At 68.9% G+C, this 16,691-nt stretch carries 18 protein-coding genes; 14 read left to right on the forward strand and 4 right to left on the reverse strand.

Features of this window, described 5'->3' with window-relative positions:
- The first annotated feature begins 23 nt into the window (after positions 1–23).
- Entirely contained in the window at positions 24–587 is a 564-nt protein-coding gene (locus FHU38_RS10825; protein WP_167169698.1) for a TetR/AcrR family transcriptional regulator, read from the forward strand.
- A gap of 42 nt (positions 588–629) precedes the next feature.
- Here the strand turns inward: FHU38_RS10825 and FHU38_RS10830 are convergent, their stop codons facing one another.
- Positions 630–1,958 (reverse strand): FAD-binding oxidoreductase, encoded by a 1,329-nt coding sequence (locus FHU38_RS10830; protein WP_167169702.1) that lies wholly within the window; start codon positions 1,956–1,958, stop codon positions 630–632.
- Between the two features lie 70 nt (positions 1,959–2,028).
- Here FHU38_RS10830 and FHU38_RS10835 point away from each other — a divergent pair, with 70 nt between their 5' ends.
- Entirely contained in the window at positions 2,029–2,922 is an 894-nt protein-coding gene (locus FHU38_RS10835; RefSeq protein WP_167169704.1) for a LysR family transcriptional regulator, read from the forward strand.
- On the opposite strand, the gene FHU38_RS10840 is transcribed toward FHU38_RS10835, so the two are convergent.
- Positions 2,906–3,694, reverse strand: a complete 789-nt coding sequence (locus FHU38_RS10840; protein WP_167169707.1) for a ribosome hibernation promotion factor — start codon at positions 3,692–3,694, stop codon at positions 2,906–2,908. The two genes, FHU38_RS10835 and FHU38_RS10840, sit on opposite strands and share 17 nt — an antisense overlap.
- Positions 3,695–3,875: 181 nt before the next feature.
- Between FHU38_RS10840 and FHU38_RS10845 the strand changes: the two genes are divergently transcribed.
- Positions 3,876–4,130 (forward strand): hypothetical protein, encoded by a 255-nt coding sequence (locus FHU38_RS10845; protein ID WP_167169710.1) that lies wholly within the window; start codon positions 3,876–3,878, stop codon positions 4,128–4,130.
- A gap of 178 nt (positions 4,131–4,308) precedes the next feature.
- Positions 4,309–4,749, forward strand: coding sequence for a PPOX class F420-dependent oxidoreductase (locus tag FHU38_RS10850; RefSeq protein ID WP_167169713.1), 441 nt, complete (start codon positions 4,309–4,311; stop codon positions 4,747–4,749).
- A gap of 74 nt (positions 4,750–4,823) precedes the next feature.
- Here FHU38_RS10850 and FHU38_RS10855 read toward each other — a convergent pair whose 3' ends face one another.
- Together FHU38_RS10855 and FHU38_RS10860 are read right to left on the reverse strand one after the other, a co-directional pair.
- Positions 4,824–5,330, reverse strand: coding sequence for a flavodoxin family protein (locus FHU38_RS10855; RefSeq protein ID WP_167169716.1), 507 nt, complete (start codon positions 5,328–5,330; stop codon positions 4,824–4,826).
- A 178-nt stretch (positions 5,331–5,508) separates the two neighbouring features.
- Complete coding sequence (locus tag FHU38_RS10860) at positions 5,509–5,799, reverse strand: hypothetical protein (RefSeq protein WP_167169719.1); 291 nt, start codon at positions 5,797–5,799, stop codon at positions 5,509–5,511.
- Between the two features lie 122 nt (positions 5,800–5,921).
- On the opposite strand from FHU38_RS10860, the gene FHU38_RS27305 reads away from it, so the two are divergent.
- The 10 genes from FHU38_RS27305 to FHU38_RS10915 all read left to right on the forward strand — a co-directional run bounded on the left by FHU38_RS27305 (position 5,922) and on the right by FHU38_RS10915 (position 16,651).
- Entirely contained in the window at positions 5,922–6,206 is a 285-nt protein-coding gene (locus FHU38_RS27305; protein ID WP_167169722.1) for a hypothetical protein, read from the forward strand.
- A 63-nt stretch (positions 6,207–6,269) separates the two neighbouring features.
- Positions 6,270–9,521 carry a formate dehydrogenase gene (fdh, locus tag FHU38_RS10875; protein WP_243852229.1) on the forward strand — a complete coding sequence of 1,084 codons (3,252 nt, stop codon included), beginning with the start codon at positions 6,270–6,272 and terminating at the stop codon, positions 9,519–9,521.
- Position 9,522: 1 nt separating this feature from the next.
- Positions 9,523–10,464: a 4Fe-4S dicluster domain-containing protein gene (locus FHU38_RS10880; protein ID WP_167169731.1), complete on the forward strand. Its 942-nt coding sequence runs from the start codon at positions 9,523–9,525 to the stop codon at positions 10,462–10,464.
- Positions 10,465–10,466: 2 nt separating this feature from the next.
- Complete coding sequence (nrfD, locus tag FHU38_RS10885) at positions 10,467–11,450, forward strand: NrfD/PsrC family molybdoenzyme membrane anchor subunit (protein ID WP_167169734.1); 984 nt, start codon at positions 10,467–10,469, stop codon at positions 11,448–11,450.
- Positions 11,447–12,100, forward strand: coding sequence for a cytochrome c oxidase subunit II (locus FHU38_RS10890; RefSeq protein WP_167169738.1), 654 nt, complete (start codon positions 11,447–11,449; stop codon positions 12,098–12,100). Before nrfD ends, FHU38_RS10890 begins: the two co-directional genes overlap by 4 nt.
- On the forward strand, positions 12,097–13,722 hold the full coding sequence (locus tag FHU38_RS10895; protein WP_167169741.1) for a cytochrome c oxidase subunit I: 1,626 nt from the start codon (positions 12,097–12,099) through the stop codon (positions 13,720–13,722). Before FHU38_RS10890 ends, FHU38_RS10895 begins: the two co-directional genes overlap by 4 nt.
- Positions 13,719–14,213 carry a hypothetical protein gene (locus FHU38_RS10900; RefSeq protein ID WP_167169744.1) on the forward strand — a complete coding sequence of 165 codons (495 nt, stop codon included), beginning with the start codon at positions 13,719–13,721 and terminating at the stop codon, positions 14,211–14,213. The genes FHU38_RS10895 and FHU38_RS10900 overlap by 4 nt, the downstream gene beginning before the upstream one ends.
- Positions 14,210–14,674, forward strand: coding sequence for a hypothetical protein (locus tag FHU38_RS26950; RefSeq protein ID WP_313886727.1), 465 nt, complete (start codon positions 14,210–14,212; stop codon positions 14,672–14,674). The genes FHU38_RS10900 and FHU38_RS26950 overlap by 4 nt, the downstream gene beginning before the upstream one ends.
- The gene (gene qcrB, locus FHU38_RS10910; RefSeq protein ID WP_167169746.1) at positions 14,671–16,236 is read left to right on the forward strand and encodes a cytochrome bc1 complex cytochrome b subunit; all 1,566 of its coding nucleotides are present in this window, start codon (positions 14,671–14,673) and stop codon (positions 16,234–16,236) included. The genes FHU38_RS26950 and qcrB overlap by 4 nt, the downstream gene beginning before the upstream one ends.
- The gene (locus tag FHU38_RS10915; protein ID WP_167169749.1) at positions 16,178–16,651 is read left to right on the forward strand and encodes an NUDIX domain-containing protein; all 474 of its coding nucleotides are present in this window, start codon (positions 16,178–16,180) and stop codon (positions 16,649–16,651) included. Before qcrB ends, FHU38_RS10915 begins: the two co-directional genes overlap by 59 nt.
- The last annotated feature ends 40 nt before the right edge of the window (positions 16,652–16,691 follow it).

Consider the following 16,691-nt stretch of genomic DNA (forward strand, 5'->3'; position numbering starts at 1 on the left):
TTCCGGCGAGGTGGGAGGGCTCAATGGTCACCAATCCCCAGCGGCGGACGGCGCTCGTCGACGCGGCGATCGATGTGCTGGCCAGGGACGGCGCGCGCGGGCTCACGTTCCGTGCTGTAGATGTCGAGGCAGGCGTGCCGAAGGGCACCGCGTCCAACTACTTCGCCAACCGCGACGATCTGCTGAACCAGGCCGCGGCCCGCATCCACGTGCGGGCCGCGATCGACGTCGCCGAGGGCACCGAGTCCGACCCGGCGGCGTTGCTCACCCAGTTCATGCGACTGCTGCTGCACCGGATCTCCGACGACCGCTCCGGCTGGCTCGCGCTGCTGGAACTACGGCTGGAAGCCACGCGGCGCCCGCAACTCCGGCAGAAGCTGACGACGACGCTGCGGGACAATCTCGACGCGAACATCCAGGGCCGCGGGGAAGGTGGTCTGCCCGGCGACGACCTGACGACCGTGTTGCTGTACTACGCGATGACGGGCCTGATCCTGGAGCACCTGACGCTGCCTGACGTGCTGCGAGACACCGATCTCGACCGGCTCGTAGCCGATTTCGTGCACCGATCGCTGCCCCGTGACTGATTCGTGGTTGTCGCCGAGCGCTGTCGACAATGGACCCCGACATCACCCGGGCTCGATGTTGCTGTGAAAGCGGAACAGGTTCCGCGGATCGTGCAGCGCCTTGAGTTTCCGTAGCCGCTCGTAGGTCACCGCGTCGAAACGCTCCCGTGCGGAGGCCACCGGCCCGTAGGCGAAGTTCACCGATCGCCCGAGTGTCGCGGGCGCCAGCGCGGCGAAAACCTTGTCCTGCACTGCTCGCGATTCCGGGGACTCAACCCAGGTGTCCACACCAGACAGAACCAGCACCTGGTATGTGGCGGCGCGGTGGCTCACCGCACTCGGCTGCGTGGGGCGGGCCAGCGCGCCACCGAGGTGGCGCACGTCCACAACACAGTCGCTGCCCGGCCCGGCGTGCTCCAGCAGCGCGTCGACGGCGGCCGGGTCGAGCTCGCGCAGCAGCACGTTGTCGCCGAAATAGGCGCGCGGCTGGTCCGGCTCGCCGTAGATCGAACCCGACTCCGCGAAAGGCAGCTCCCGCAGCGTGTCGGCGATCGGCTGCCCCAGCTCGCGCAACGGCGCCACCAACCGCTCGCCCTCCGCGCGGCCGCCGAGATAGGCCACCCGAAGCTGGGTGATGTGCCTGCCACGTAGCGGCGGCGGCAGCGACGGCAAGTCCGGCATCGGGATCATGGCCACCGATGCGGTGAGCTCCTCAGGTGCCAACGAAGTCCATTCCCGGAAGGCGTTCAACACGTCGGCGGCGAGCACGCTGTCGAAGGTCAGCGCGCCCCCGTAGATCCGGGTCTGCGGGACGAGGCCGATCTCGAGGGAGGTGACAACGCCGAAGTTGGCTCCCGCGCCGCGCAACGCCCAGAACAGGTCGGGCTCGGTGTCCGGCGTGACACGCAGCAGACGGGCGTCCGGCGTCACCAGCCGCAGTTCGCGGACGTGGTCGGCGGCGTAGCCGTAGCGGCGACCGAGTGGGCCCAGCCCGCCGCCGAGCGTGTAGCCGACGGCACCCACCCCGGGAAACGACCCGCTGAGCGGGGCGAGGCCGTGCGCCGCGGCCCGTTCGAGCACCGTGCCCCATCGAGCGCCCGCGCCGATGCGGGCCGTCCGCGTGACCGGATCGACGTGGACCGAACCCAGGTCTTTCGTGCTCACCAGCACGTCGCCGTCGGCAGGTATGCCGACACCGTGGCCGGTGGCCTGCACCGCCACCCCCAGCCCGTGTCGTGCCGCGTAGTCGACCGCCGCGCGAATATCCTCGGCGTCGGCCGCGCGCACGAGTAGGCCGGGACGGTGGACGAATCCGGTCTGAAAGCCCTTGCGCTCGGCGTCGTAGCCCGGTTCGCCGGGCAGGTACTGGGAACCTCGAGTTCGCAATCGCATGAACCCAGTCTGCGAACGACAAGTGGATAACAGCAACATCTAGTTGTGCTCGCTCTTATAATTTCTGGTTATGGAACTTCGGCAGCTGCGGTATTTCGTCACGGTCGCCGAAGAGGCGAGCTTCACCAGGGCGGCGGCGAAGCTACACGTCGCGCAGCCCGGGATCAGCTCGCAGATTCAGCGGCTGGAGCGTGAGCTTGGCCAGCCACTGCTGGAGCGCTCGGCCCGGTCGGTGCGGCTGACGCAGGTGGGCGAAGCTGTGTTGCCCCACGCTCGTGCCGCGCTCGCGGCCGCGGAGGGTGCAAGGTCCGCGGTGGGGGAGTTCACCGGTCTGTTGCGGGGACGGGTCGCGCTCGGGGCGATCCCGTCGTGCGCGGTGTTCGACCTGCCGGGTCTGCTGGCTGGGTTCCACGACCGCCACCGTGCGGTCGAGATCACGCTGTCGGAGTCGCGTTCGGACGTGCTCTTCGCGGGCCTGCGCTCCGGCGAGTTGGATGTCGCCGTGGCCGCCTACTCGGGAAGCGAGCCGCCGACGGGCATCGAGGCGCGAGTGCTGGCCGACGAGCCGCTCGTCGCCGCCGTCGCGACCACCGACCCGCTCGCCGCGTTCGACGCCGTGGCGCTGGCGGACCTGCGCGACCGCGCGTTCATCACCCTGCCGCCCGGCCCCGGCATCCGCTCCGCCCTCGACGAGGGCTGCGCTGCGGCGGGGTTTCGCCCCCGGATCGCGTTCGAGGCGAGCGACCCCGCCATGCTGGCCGAACTGGCCAGGCGAGGGCTCGGCGTCGCGCTGCTGCCGGAGTCGGCCATCGGAGAGCGGCCGGGTGAGCTGCACGGGCTGGAACTCACCCGGCCCCGCCTGCGCGGCTGTGTCTCGCTGGTGTGGCGATCCGGTGGGCCGGGCGGACCCGCTGCCAGGGCCTTCCTGCGCTACGCCAAGGACATGCTCACTCCGGGGGAGTGATCAGGCCGTAGTGGCCGTCGTAGCGGTGATAGATGACCTGGCCCCTGCCTCGATCGGCGTCGGAGTAGAACAGGAACGGCAGCCCGGAAAGGTCGAGCCGTTCGATCGCCTCGGCGAGGTTGAGCCGTGGCGCGGCGTGCTCACTGACACTGACGTCCACCTCGCCGGTCTCGATGTGCCTTGGCCGCGGGTGCACCTGAGCCAGCCGATAGCCCTCCGGGGTGCGGTAGAGCACGCTGTCCTCTTCGCTGCCGCGTTCGGTGAACAGGTGGAAGTCGTAGTCCATCAGGTCCATCTCGATCGCCGCCTCGCCGACGGGCAGCTTCGCCAGCGTGAACGCCTTGTGCCGCACTACTTCCCGCTCCTCGGCCGGGCGAGGGAAGAACGGCGGCCGCTCGCTCGGCTCCTCGCCGTGCCGCCAGCTACCGGGCTTGGGTTGCCTGCCCTTGATGGCCTGCCAGTTGCGTGCGGACTTCTCCAGCTGCCTGCGTAACCGTTGCGCGAGCCGGTCGATCGCCTCGTGCGCCGTCTCCGCCTCGACCTGGGCCCTGATCAACCTTCCCCGCAGATCGAGGTTGGCCTGCGCGACGACCTTGCGGCGCACGGACGGGTCCTCGTGCTTGGTCAGCCGCACGCTCGCGTCCAGGATCGGCTCGGGTGCGTACTTGAACACCGAACTCACCTTCTCCTCGGCATACGCGTCCGCGCCGGGTAGGTGGCCGTGCACACGGACTCGCACGGTCTCCGGGACGGTTGGGCTACGTCGGTTCATCGCTCGCCTTCCTTTCGTTCCCGACCAGCGTCTCGCCCTGCCCCCGTGCAGACACAGGGCCGGAGGTCCCTGCAGGGACGGGCCCTCCGACAGGAGCGGTTCCGGCGCGAGCGTTCGTAACGTCAGTGCCGACGAGGGCAGACAAGCCGCCGGTTCAACAGGTCGACCCAGGAGGAACACAGTGAACGTCGCGCAGCCGAACAAGTGGCAGCGGCACCGCGCCGCCCGCGCCATGGCGCACTACGCCTCGGATGCGGCCGAACTGGCCGAGTTCCTCGAGATGGCCGGGCTCACCGCCGAGGAAGGCAAGTTCGTGCCGGAGGAGGAGCCGGAACCCGAGCAGCGGGTGCCTGACGACCGCGGCGAAGAGCCGAAGGTCGCGCCTGAGGAGCTGCGCAGACTCGCCAACGTGCTGCTGGCCTCCTACGGCCGCTGAGCGCGAACCCGGCCGGCCACCCGCGAGTCCCCCGCTCTCGCCCGCGAGTCCCCCGCTCTCGCCCGCGAGTTCTGCGTTCAAGCGTGCACGACTCGCCGTTCACGGCGTCGCCGCACGGGACGGCTAGGCTGGGAGCGGTCGAACTGTCTCGCGAACGCGAACCACTGGGGGAGTGCCTATGACCGCCGCATCCTTCGATCCCCGTGCCCTGCTCGCCGAGAGCAAGCTCGGCGTTCTCGCGACGATCAAGGCGAGCGGCCTGCCGCAGCTGTCTCCGGTCACGCCCTACTACGACCGTGAGGCCCCGGAGGGCGAGGTCATCTACGTGTCGATGATCGAGGGCCGTGCGAAGACGACCAACCTGCGCAGGGACCCCCGGGCCGCGCTGGAAGTCACCAGTGCCGACGGCTGGGCGTGGGCCACGGCAGAGGGGCCGGTCACGCTCACCGGGCCCGGAACCGACCCGTATGGCCCCGAGGTCGAGGCACTGGTGCGCTACTACCGCCTCGCGGCGGGTGAGCACCCGGACTGGGACGAGTACCGCTCAGCGATGGTCGCCGACCGACGGGTGCTCATGACGATGACGGTCGCGCACGTGTACGGCGACCGGCTGCGCTGAACTCACAGACCTGCACGCCGAACTCGCGGGCAGGAGCGGGGGACTCGCGGGCAGGAGCGGGGGACTCGCGGGGGTCAGCCGTGCCGCACACCCGCGAGTTGGCCTGCCCAGCCGCGGGCCCGCTCGATCTCACCTTCCACGAGCGGGCCGAGGCTGCCGTCGACGTAGAAGTTCTGCGGCCTGATGACCAGGCGGCAGCCCAGCTTGCGCAGCCGCTTGGCCGCCGCCCTCGCCGCCGAGCCCGGCAGCCAGGGCTTGCTCAGCTTGGTGTCGAACGCGGCCGCCGCGAGGTCGGAGGTGACCGACAACCGCTCCAGCCACTCGCGCATACCGAACTTCCGCGACACCAGCGGCTCGCTGCCCTGCTTCGCCGCGTCCTGCCTGGTGGACTCCCGGCTCATCCCGAAGGCGTGGGTCGGTGCGCCCACCACGAGCAGGTCGACATCCTGCCCGACCACCTCCGGCGCGTCACCCACCTCGACGACGTCGGTGTCCATGTGCTCGGACAACTCGGTCGCCACCGCCCTGGCGATGCTGCGGGTGTTTCCGTACATCGACTCGTAAACGACCAGTGCGCGCATGTTGCTTTCCTTCCACTCGACCGCGGCCGTCGAGGTGTCGCCGGTGTCATGCCGGACACCTTCGCCTTCGACCGTGTCGCCGCATGAGCCATGCGGGCAGGGGCACAAGGCCGTTTCCGGCCGGGACCTTCGGCGCCGGTCCCGGCCGAGGTCGCTCCTCCCGTCGGTTACCCGCCGCTCAGCTGACGGGCGTGACGGGTCGCATCACACCGGCCGGGCGGTTGGCCGGGGTGCAGCGCTGACGGGGCACGCCCGCCCGACCGTGGCGGGCGGCAAGGCGTGCCGCGGCCGCGACGCGGGCACGTTCCCGTTCCCTGCACGGCAGGCATGAGATGACGGTGCCGACCACCTCGCCTGCCGGGTCCACCAGCGACGCGACTCGCGCCGTGCGGTATCCGCACTCCCCGCACACGATCGCCGGGGCGTCCGAGTGGAATCTGATGGTCGTGTCGCCGGATGTCGACGTCACAGCACATCGACCTCCTCACTGTGTGTGAACGAGACGGTCGCCGGGTACCCAAGACTCGCGACGGCACACGAGGTATGCGAAAGGACTTCTAATTCCGCCATCTGAATGACAAGGGGACGGCCATGCCGACAAAAACGCAGGTAAAGGCGCTACTCTCCGCAGGCTCCGATTACCGCGAAGCTGGGAGGCGGCTCGGGATTTCACCCGGTCTGGCGTACCTCATCGCCACGGGGTCACCTGCGGACGGTAGCGACGCACCCAGTCCGGACGAGCGGCGCGAGCGGGGCTTGTTGCCAAGCAGCCAAGAACTGTCCAACCCGGCCCCGGAGAACCCCACCGCGCGCGACACCGTCCGCAGGTGGGTCGCCGAGCGCGTACGGGCGGACAGCCAGCCGCACCGCGTTTGATCTTTACCGCTAACGGGTAGCACCGCGCAGACGCCACGGCGAAGAACGATCTCGGGAGGCGTGATGGGTGTCCGGCGATGGATCGAGGATTGGCCGGTCTACCGGCAACTGCGCGATGGCGATCGCAGCGGGCGAGGCGCCGCCGCCAAGAGCCACCACAGTGACAACCTAACCTCCCGTACAAGCACCGCCGACAAGGTCACCAAGTCGGTGTGCCCGTACTGCGCCGTCGGCTGTGGACAGAACATCTACGTCTCCAACGGTGAGGTCACCCAGATCGAGGGCGACCCCGATTCGCCGATCAGCCGGGGCCGGTTGTGCCCCAAGGGCGCGGCGAGTCTGCAACTGACCACCGGGTCCGCGCGCAAGCACCAGGTGCTGTACCGCGCTCCACATGCGACACGGTGGCAGGAGCTGGAGCTGGACACGGCGATGGACATGATCGCCGACCGGGTACTCGCGGCACGGGACCATGGCTGGCAGGACGAGGTGGACGGTGCCGCCGTGCGGCGCACCCTCGGCTTCGCCAGCCTCGGCGGGGCCACCCTCGACAACGAGGAGAACTACCTCATCAAGAAGTTGTTCACCGCGTTGGGGGCTATCCAGATCGAGAACCAGGCCCGCATTTGACACTCCTCCACGGTTCCCAGTTTGGGAACCTCCTTCGGTCGCGGCGGTGCCACGACGTTTCAGCAGGACTTGGCCAACTCCGACTGCATCGTCATCCAGGGTTCCAACATGGCCGAGTGCCATCCGGTGGGTTTCCAGTGGGTGATGGAGGCCAAGGCGCGCGGGGCCAAGCTGATCCATGTCGACCCCAGGTTCACCAGGACCAGCGCGCTGGCCGACATACACGTGCCACTGCGGGCGGGAACCGACATCGCCTTCCTCGGCGGGATCGTCAACTACGTGCTGGCCAACGACAAGTACTTCCGTGACTACGTCGTCGCCTACACCAACGCGGCGATGATCGTCAACGAGGAGTTCGCCGACACCGAGGACCTCGCCGGGGTGTTCTCCGGACTCGATCGCGAAGGCCGGGAGTACGACGTCCAGACGTGGCAGTACCAGGGTGCGCAGGTGCAGGCAGCCTCGGGCAAGCGTGACCAGCAGTACCCGGAGCGCACGAAGAAGTCAGGGGTGCGGCACGCGGCGCGCGGTGAGGCGCACGGTTCCGGTGGTGCCGAGATCGGCGCCGAACCGGACACCGACGAGACGCTGCGGCACCCGCGCTGCGTGTTCCAGATCCTCAAGCGGCACTTCTCGCGCTACACCCCGGAGGCCGTCGAGCGCATCTGCGGAGTGCCGCAGGAGAAGTTCTTGCAGGTGTGCGAGCTGCTGGCGGAGAACTCAGGACGGGAACGCACCAGCGCGTTCGCCTACGCGGTCGGCTGGACCCAGCACACCGTCGGCGTGCAGTACATCCGCACGGCCGCGATCCTGCAGGCGTTGCTCGGCAACATCGGCAGGCCGGGCGGCGGCATCCTCGCGTTGCGCGGGCACGCCTCGATCCAGGGCTCCACCGACATCCCGACGTTGTTCAACCTGCTGCCTGGCTACATCCCCATGCCCCATGCCCACAGCGGCGAGGACCTCGACACGTTCGTGGAGGCCGAAGGCGCACGCAAGGGTTACTGGGGCAACATGCGCTCCTACCTGGTGAGTCTGCTCAAGGCATGGTGGGGTCGTGCTGCCCGGCCGGAGAACGACTTCGCGTTCTCCTACCTACCCAGACTGACCGGCACCCACAGCACCTACGAGACCGTGCAGGCACAACTGAACGGCACCTGCAAGGGCTACTTCCTGATGGGGGAGAACCCCGCGGTCGGCTCGGCCAACGCCAAGGCGCAGCGGATGGGGATGGCGCACCTGGACTGGCTGGTGGTGCGCGACTTCTCGCTGACGGAGAGCGCCACCTGGTGGAAGGACGGGCCCGAGATCGAGACGGGGGAGCTGAACACCGAGGACATCGGTACCGAGGTGTTCTTCCTGCCCGCCGCCGCTCACACCGAGAAGGACGGCAGCTTCACCAACACCCAGCGCCTGCTGCAGTGGCATCACCAGGCGGTGGAGCCCGCGGGCGACGCCCGAAGCGAGCTGTGGTTCACCTACCACCTCGGTCGCAAGATCAGGGAGAGGCTCGCGGCCTCCGAGCGCGACCGTGACCGGCCGATCCTGGACCTGACGTGGGATTACCCGACGAAGGGGTCGCAGCAGGAGCCGGAGGCGGAGGCGGTACTTGCCGAGATCAGTGGCTGGAACTCCGACGCCGAGCCGCTGAGCACCTACGAGCAACTCGCAGACGACGGCTCGACGGCGTGCGGCTGTTGGATCTACTGCGGTGTCTACGCCGGCGGGGTCAACCAGGCGGCTCGCCGCAAGCCCGCGGCCGAACAGAGCTGGGTCGCGGGAGAGTGGGCGTGGGCCTGGCCGCTGAACCGGCGCATCATCTACAACCGCGCCTCGGCCGACCCGGACGGAAAGCCGTGGAGCGAGCGCAAGAAGTACGTGTGGTGGGACGCCGAGCAGGGCAGGTGGACCGGCTACGACGTACCCGACTTCAAGGCGACCAAGCCGCCCGACTTCGTTCCGGAGGAGGGCAGCACGGGCCCGGACGCGCTTGCTGGCAACGACGCGTTCATCATGCAGGCCGACGGTAAGGCGTGGTTGTTCGCGCCCGCAGGCCTGACCGACGGCCCGCTGCCGACGCACTACGAGCCGCACGAGTCGCCGTTCGAGAACTACCTGTATCCGCAACAGCGGAACCCGGTTCGTGAGGTGCTGCGCAACGAGTACAACCGGTACCAGCCCAGTGCGGGCCAGCCGGGTTGGGATGTCTTCCCGTTCGTGGCCACCACCTACCGGCTCACCGAACACCACACCGCTGGCGGCATGTCACGGTGGCAGCCCTACCTTTCGGAGTTGCAGCCGGAGATGTTCTGCGAGGTGTCTCCTGAGCTGGCGGCCGAGCGCGGTCTGGACCACCTCGGCTGGGCGACGATCGTCACGGCGAGAAACGCCATCGAGGCAAGGGTGCTGGTGACCGACCGGATGACCCCGCTGAAGGTCGGTGGCCGCACCCTGCACCAGGTCGGCCTGCCGTACCACTGGGGTGGCAACGGGGTCAGCACCGGCGACGCGGCCAACGAGTTGGCCTCCATGGCGCTGGACCCCAACGTGCACATCCAGGAGGTGAAGGCGCTGGCCTGCGACATCAGACCGGGCAGGAGGCCGCACGGGCCGCAGCGCGTTGAGCTGGTGCGCGAGTACCAGCGACGGGCCGGCATCACCGACGAGACCGGTACCGAGGTGTGACATGACGACCGCGACCGATCCGGCGGGCGAGGCGGGCTACGCCGACCACCCGCCGAGGATGGGCTTCTTCACTGACACCACCGTGTGCATCGGTTGCAAGGCATGCGAGGTCGCCTGCAAGGAATGGAACGCCGTGCCAGCGGACGGCATGGAACTGACGGGGATGTCCTACGACAACACCGTCGGACTCGGTGCCAACACCTGGCGGCACGTGGCCTTCATCGAGCAGCGCAAACCACTCGCCGCGCAGGACCCGGGCATGTACCACGACACCGACGTGCTCGCGATGGCCCAGCGTGGCGCGGGCAGCGCGCCACCGGACGCCGCGATGACACCCACCACACCCGGCACCGGCGGTGGTGGTGACGGTGACTTCCGCTGGCTGATGGCCTCCGACGTGTGCAAGCACTGCACCCACGCCGCCTGCCTCGACGTGTGCCCGACCGGGTCGCTGTTTCGCACCGAGTTCGGCACGGTCGTGGTTCAGGAGGACATCTGCAACGGCTGTGGCTACTGCATCCCGGCCTGCCCCTACGGGGTCATCGACCAACGCAAGGACGACGGCAGGGCGTGGAAGTGCACGCTGTGCTACGACCGGCTCGGTAACGGGCTGGAGCCCGCCTGCGCCAAGGCGTGCCCCACCGACTCCATCCAGTTCGGACCGCTCGACGAACTGCGCGACCGGGCGGCGCGCCGGGTCGAGCGGCTACACGAGGCCGGGGTGACCGACGCCAGGCTCTACGGCGAGAACCCCAGCGACGGAGTCGGCGGCGACGGCGCGTTCTTCCTGCTGCTGGACGAGCCGGAGGTCTACGGCTTCCCGCCCGATCCGGTGGTGACGACCAAGGATCTGCCCAGCATGTGGCGGCACGTCGCCACGGCGGCCGCGACGCTGGTCGCCGGCGCGGCGGCGGCCTTCCTCGGCGCGGCGAAGGGACGGTGACGATGAACTCGCAACAGCAGGCCAGGCCGGGCAGGGAGGCGATGACCGGCGTGGCGACCGGACGTCGCAGGCGGGGGCGCGGGGAGCAGCCGGTGGTACCGGACACCGAGTTCACGTCGTACTACGGCAAGCCGGTGATCAACGGGCCGGTGTGGAAGTCGCCGGATATTCCCGGCTACCTGTTCCTCGGCGGGCTCGCGGGAGCGTCGTCGCTGCTCGCCGCGGGCTCGCAGCTGCGGGGCGACACGCGGGTGGCGACGGCGGCCAAGACGGGCGCGCTCGGTGCCATCACGCTGTCCGTCGGTGCGCTGGTGCACGACCTCGGCAGACCGGGGCGGTTCGTGAACATGCTGCGGGTGTTCAAGCCGACCTCACCGATGAACCTGGGTTCGTGGCTGCTGGCGGGCTACGGTCCGCTGGCGGGTGTCTCCGCGGCGTCGGCCGTGACGGGTCGGCTGCCGAAGCTGGGGGCCGCGGCCACGGCGGGTGCGGCTCTGCTCGGTCCCGCTGTCGCGTCCTACACCGCCGCGCTGGTCAGTGACACGGCGGTACCCGCCTGGCACGACGGCCATCGGGAGATGCCCTACGTGTTCACCGGTTCGGCGGCGGTCGCCGCGGGCGGTCTCGGGCTGCTGGCCGACGGCGAAAGGGCGAGCACGCCCGCCCGCAACCTGGCGCTGTTCGGCACCGGGCTCGAACTCGCCGCATCCCGGCTGATGGAGCGGCGGCTCGGAATGGTGGCCGAACCCTACCGAACCGGCAGGTCCGGCAAGCTGCTGCGGGCCGGTGAGCTGCTCGCCGTGGCGGGAACCGCAGGGGGGTTCCTGTCACGGCGAAGCAGGCTGGCCAGAGCGCTCTCGGGAGCAGGGCTGATCGCTGCTTCCGCGCTGACCAAGTGGGGCGTCTTCGACGCGGGCATCGCTTCGGCGGACGACCCGAAGTACACGGTCGTTCCGCAACGGCAACGGCTGCGGGAGGGTTCGTGAGTTTCCTCGAGGTTTTCCAGCGGACCCTGTCGTGGCAGGCCGTGGTGGCCTCGGTGGTGTTCGGCCTGATAGCGCTCACGTTGCTCGGCACGCTCGCGGTGTCGAGGCGGCGCTCACCCGATCGCAGGCGCAGGGACAGCCGCCCGGTACTGGAGGGTGTCTACGCGCTGCTGCTGGCGGGCACGGCGGGCGTGATCGTCTATGTGACCGCGTCGGCACACCAGGAAGTGCGCACCGGCGAGACGGGCTACCACGTGAGCAACCGCCCGGGGGCGGTGAGGGTTGACGTCACGGCGTTCCAGTGGTGCTGGCAGTTCGACTACGCCGACACCGGCAAATCCGTGACCGGAACCTGCCGTGAAGGCAATGAAGGGTTGCCGACGCTCGTGGTTCCCACCGGCAGGCCGGTGGAACTCAGGCTCACCTCCAACGACGTGGTGCACGCGCTGTGGATTCCCGACCTGGCCGTGAAGCTGGACACCTACCCCGACCACACCAACACGCTGACGATGAGCTTCGACCGGGAGGGTCGCTGGCTGGGGCGCTGCGCGGAGTTCTGCGGTGAGCACCACCCGGCCATGCACTTCAACGTGCGCGCCGTGGCGCCCCAGGAGTATCAGCAGTGGCTTCAGCAGGGGCCGGCCGCATGACGGCCGAACTCGACACGGTCACCGGGCAGGTGCCATCTCCTTCGCCGTCCCGGTCGTGGCTGGCGACGACCGACCACAAGCGGATCGCGCTGCTCACCATCAGCACCGCGTTGCTGCTGATGTTCGGGATGGGGGCGCTGGCGCTGGTGATGCGTGCCCAGCTCGCCCAGCCGGAGCTGGGCCTGGTGAACAACGACCTTTACAACCAGCTGTTCACCATCCACGGCTCGGGAATGATCTACCTGGTGATCACGCCCATCGCCGTGGCGTTCGGGCTGTATCTGGTGCCGTTGCAGGTCGGCGCGCCCGCCGTGGCGGCGCCGCGGCTGACGATGCTGGGCTACTGGCTGTATGCGGGTGGCGCCGTGACGATCCTCGCCGGGTTCGTCACCACCGGCGGCGCCGCGAAGGAGGGCTGGACCGCCTACACCCCGCTGTCCACCGCGCGCTTCTCCCCGGGATTCGGCACCGACCTGTGGCTGCTGGGCACGTTCGCCGCGACGGTTGGAACGATGCTCATGGCGGCCACCGTGCTGTGGACGGTGTTGCTGAAACGCACCCCCGGGATGACGATGCTGCGCATCCCGGTGTTCAGCTGGTCGATGGTGGCGACGAACCTGATGGTGCTTGCCGCCTTTCCCTCGCTGCTGATCGCGCTGGGAATGATCGCGGTGGGCAGGACCGCCTCCGAGTTGTTCAGCCAGAACGTGTTCAACATCGGCTACCAGCACCTGTTCTGGTTCTACGGGCATCCCGTCGTCTACGTGATGTTCTTCCCGTTCGTCGGCGCGGTCGCGGAGGTGCTGTCGACGTTCGCGGGCCGCCGGTTCTTCGGCTACAAGGCCACGGTGCTGTCGTTGCTGGCGTTCGCGGCGCTGTCGATGAGCGTGTGGGGCCACCACATGTTCACCACCGGTCAGGTCGCCGACAACTACTACTCGCTCACCTCGATCATGCTGCTCGTCCCGGCCGGTATCGAGTACTTGGCGATGCTCGGCACGATCATCGGGGCCAAGCTGCGGCTGGCCGTGCCGATGCTGTTCGCGCTGGCGTTCATCCCGCAGTTCCTCATCGGCGGGCTCACCGGGATCATGGTCGGTACCCCGGTGGTGGACTACCAGATGCAGGACAGCTACTTCGTGGTCGCCCACTTCCACTACACCCTGGTGGCGGGCAGCCTGTTCGGTCTGTTCGCCGGTTTCTACTTCTGGTTCCCCAAGGCCACCGGCGTGCTGCTGGGCAAGGGACTCGGCCACGCGCACTTCTGGCTCATGGTGGCGGGTACCAACGTCACCTTCCTGCCGATGTTCTGGCTCGGTGTGGCCGGGATGCCCCGCAGGGTCGCCACCTACCTGCCCACCGACGGCTTCGGGACCGGCAACCTCATCGCCACCATCGGCTCCGGCCTGCTTGGGCTGGGCATGCTGGCGTTCGCGCTGAACATCGTGCTCTCGCTCGCCCGCCGCAAGCGAGTCGCGCCGGACAACCCGTGGCGGGCGCACACCCTGGAGTGGGCGACGTCCTCGCCGCCACCTCCGCACAACTTCGACGCCGACCACCCGATCCCGCCCATCCGCAGCTTCACCCCGATGCTCGACCTGCGTAAGGAAGGCAGGCGGTGAAGGCGGTACTCGTGGTGTTCGGTTGGGCGGCGCTGAACGCGGTGCTGGTGCTGGTGATGCTGCCCTACGGTGAGAGCGCGCTGTTCATCGGCATGTACGGCGCTGGTGTCGCCGTCATCACGCTGTTCGGAGTCGTGGTGTGGCTGGTGGCGCGCGCCGCGGGCTGGCAAAGCCGTGGCGCGCGGCTGGCCACCGCCAGCCTGTCCTCGGGCTTCGTCGCCCTGGCCGCGATCCTCGTCGGCCTCTCCTTCGTCTACGGGTACTGGTTCGCCGTGTTCGCGGGGCTGCCGCTGATAGCGGCCGCCTACCGGCTGTCGAAGGAGCGCCTACCGCAAGGGATGAGGCCTACCGCCACGGCGGTGCCCACGCTGCCTGCCGAGCGCACCAGGGCGCCGTCGGCCCTCACCCGGCCGGTCAAGGCGGTCGCCTCGGTGTTCGCCGCGGTCACCGCCGCGCGCTCGCTGCGGCCGTCGAGGAGGGCAAGGCGGTGACCGGGCAGCTGGTGCACATGGCGGCGATGGGCCTGCTGGTCTCGGTGCTGGCTCCGGTGATCGTGCTCGCCGGGCGGCGCACCGTGCCCTGGCACCGGGTGCCGGCACCCGCGCTGCCCACCCTCGTCGGCTTCGTGCTGCTGCACGGCGGGATCACGGTGTTCCTCGAACAGCGACACGTGCCTGCGCTCGCGGAGGCCTGGTTGCACCTGCTGCTGCTCGCGGGCGCGGTCGTGTTCTGGTTGCCCGTGCTGGAACCAGGGCACGGGCTCAGCGACGCGGGCCGCAGCGTCTACCTGTTCCTGGCCGGGCCTTCGCTGGACCTCGCCGCCGTCTACCTCGTGCTCACCGGCGACTCGGCGGGTGGTATCGCCATGATCGTCGCGATGCTGCCCGTGGGGTTCGCCGCTGTCGGCGTGACGTGGCGCTGGATCAGCAGGGAGGAGCAGCGAACGCCATGAGGACAGCGGAGCGGGCAGGCAGGGGCACGCGCGCCATGGCGGCCATGGACACCCGGTTCCACCTGGCCAAGGCGCTGCGGCCCCGGCTGAACAAGGTGTTTCCCGAACATTTCACCTTCCTGTTCGGTGAGCTGGCGCTGTACAGCTTCGTGGTGCTGGTGGTGTCCGGCACCTACCTGGCGCTGTTCTTCGATCCGTCGATGACCGAGACGACCTACCGGGGTTCCTACACGTTCCTGCAGGGCCTTGAGTTCTCCCGCGCCTACGCCACGTCGCTGGACATCTCGTTCGAGGTCAGGGGCGGCTTGCTGGTGCGGCAGGTGCACCACTGGACCGCGCTGATCTTCGTGGCCGCGATCGTGACCCACATGGGGCGCATCTTCTTCACCGGTGCCTACCGACGGCCGAGGGAGCTGAACTGGCTGATCGGCGTCTTCCTGCTCGCGCTGGCCATCCTGGAGGGTTTCCTGGGCTACTCGATGCCCGACGACCTGCTGTCCGGCCAGGGGGTACGCATCGCATCGGGGATCGTGCTGAGCATCCCGCTGGTGGGTACGTGGCTGCACTGGATGGTGTTCGGGGGCGAGTTCCCCGGTGACATCTTCGTGCCGCGGTTCTTCACGCTGCATGTCTTCCTGGTCCCCGGGCTGATCCTCGCACTGGTCGCCGTTCACCTGGCCTCGGTGTGGTATCAGGAACACACCCAGTTCCCCGGCAGGAGGAAACGCGAGAGCAACGCGGTCGGTACCCGGACGGTGCCCGCGTTCGCGATGAAGAGCACCGGCCTCGCCACCGGCGTCACCGCGATCATGGTGCTGCTCGGTGGGTTCTTCCAGATCAACCCGATCTTCAACTACGGTCCGTACCTGGCCTCGCACAGTTCGCTCAACGCACAGCCCGACTGGTACCTGATCTTCGTCGAGGGCGCGCTGCGGCTGTTTCCCTCCTGGCGGATCACCGTGGGCGGCCACTCGATCGCGGCCGCTTTCTGGCCTGCTGTGGTGCTGCCCGCCACGCTGTTTCTGCTGCTCGCGGCGTATCCGTTCATCGAACGCAAGCTCACAAGGGACTACCGCGAGCATCACCTGTTGCAGCGGCCGAGGGACGCGCCGGTGCGCACAGCCACGGGCGCGATGGCGCTGACCTTCTTCATGGTGTTGATGATCGCGGGCTCCGACGACGTCATCGCGTTCCTGTTCAAGATCCCCATAGAGGGCTTCGTGTGGGCGCTGCGCATGGCGCTGTTCGCGCTGCCGCCGCTGGCCTTCCTGATCGCCTACCGGTCGTGCCTGCGGCTGCAGCGGTTCGACACCGACGTGCTCGAGCGGGGTGTGCACGCGGGTGTCGTGGAGCGCAGAGCGGACGGCTACTACGTGGAGGTCAGGCAGCCGCTGGCCGCCGACCCCGACGGCGGCGCACCCCGGCGCCCGCGTTACCAGGGCAGCAGGCTGCCCACGCTGCCCGGTGACCTGAACACCCGTCCCGAGGAGGACAATTCCGAAGGTGGCGACCAACCGCGGCAAGCGCAGCGCCGGAATACTGCTGTACCGCCTGAGCGGTGACCGGCCGGAGGTACTGCTCGGCCATATGGGTGGACCGTTCTGGGCGCGCCGCGACGCCGGTGCCTGGTCGGTGCCCAAGGGGGAGTACGACGACACCGAGCAGCCGCTGGCCGCGGCTCGGCGGGAGTTCGGCGAGGAACTCGGTCTGCCCGTGCCGGGAGGCCGGCCGGTGGACCTGGGAGAGGTCCGGCAGGGCAGCGGCAAGCTGGTGAGGGTGTGGGCCGTGGAGGGCGACCTGGACCCTGGTGCCGTGGTGCCCGGCACGTTCGAGCTGGAATGGCCGAAGGGTTCGGGCCGGGTGCGGTCGTTTCCCGAGGTCGACCGGGTCGGTTGGTTCGGACTCGACGTCGCGGCTGAGAAGATCGTGGCCGGACAACGCCCGTTTCTCGATCAGCTGCGGCGAATATTGGACTGAGCGTTCACACCGCAACTCCTGCATTGGTCCATTCGGGTGT

Source organism: Saccharomonospora amisosensis (genome assembly GCF_011761185.1).
GTDB lineage: Bacteria > Actinomycetota > Actinomycetes > Mycobacteriales > Pseudonocardiaceae > Saccharomonospora_A > Saccharomonospora_A amisosensis.

Excerpts from the sequence above, each read along its gene's own strand:
- FHU38_RS10830 (WP_167169702.1), bottom strand. The coding sequence starts at position 1,958 with ATGCGATTGCGAACTCGAGGTTCCCAGTACCTGCCCGGCGAACCGGGC.
- FHU38_RS10825 (WP_167169698.1), top strand. The coding sequence starts at position 24 with ATGGTCACCAATCCCCAGCGGCGGACGGCGCTCGTCGACGCGGCGATC.
- FHU38_RS27305 (WP_167169722.1), top strand. The coding sequence starts at position 5,922 with ATGCCGACAAAAACGCAGGTAAAGGCGCTACTCTCCGCAGGCTCCGAT.
- FHU38_RS10880 (WP_167169731.1), top strand. The coding sequence starts at position 9,523 with ATGACGACCGCGACCGATCCGGCGGGCGAGGCGGGCTACGCCGACCAC.
- FHU38_RS10840 (WP_167169707.1), bottom strand. The coding sequence starts at position 3,694 with ATGAACCGACGTAGCCCAACCGTCCCGGAGACCGTGCGAGTCCGTGTG.
- FHU38_RS10895 (WP_167169741.1), top strand. The coding sequence starts at position 12,097 with ATGACGGCCGAACTCGACACGGTCACCGGGCAGGTGCCATCTCCTTCG.
- FHU38_RS10855 (WP_167169716.1), bottom strand. The coding sequence starts at position 5,330 with ATGCGCGCACTGGTCGTTTACGAGTCGATGTACGGAAACACCCGCAGC.
- FHU38_RS10850 (WP_167169713.1), top strand. The coding sequence starts at position 4,309 with ATGACCGCCGCATCCTTCGATCCCCGTGCCCTGCTCGCCGAGAGCAAG.
- qcrB (WP_167169746.1), top strand. The coding sequence starts at position 14,671 with ATGAGGACAGCGGAGCGGGCAGGCAGGGGCACGCGCGCCATGGCGGCC.
- FHU38_RS10835 (WP_167169704.1), top strand. The coding sequence starts at position 2,029 with ATGGAACTTCGGCAGCTGCGGTATTTCGTCACGGTCGCCGAAGAGGCG.
- nrfD (WP_167169734.1), top strand. The coding sequence starts at position 10,467 with ATGAACTCGCAACAGCAGGCCAGGCCGGGCAGGGAGGCGATGACCGGC.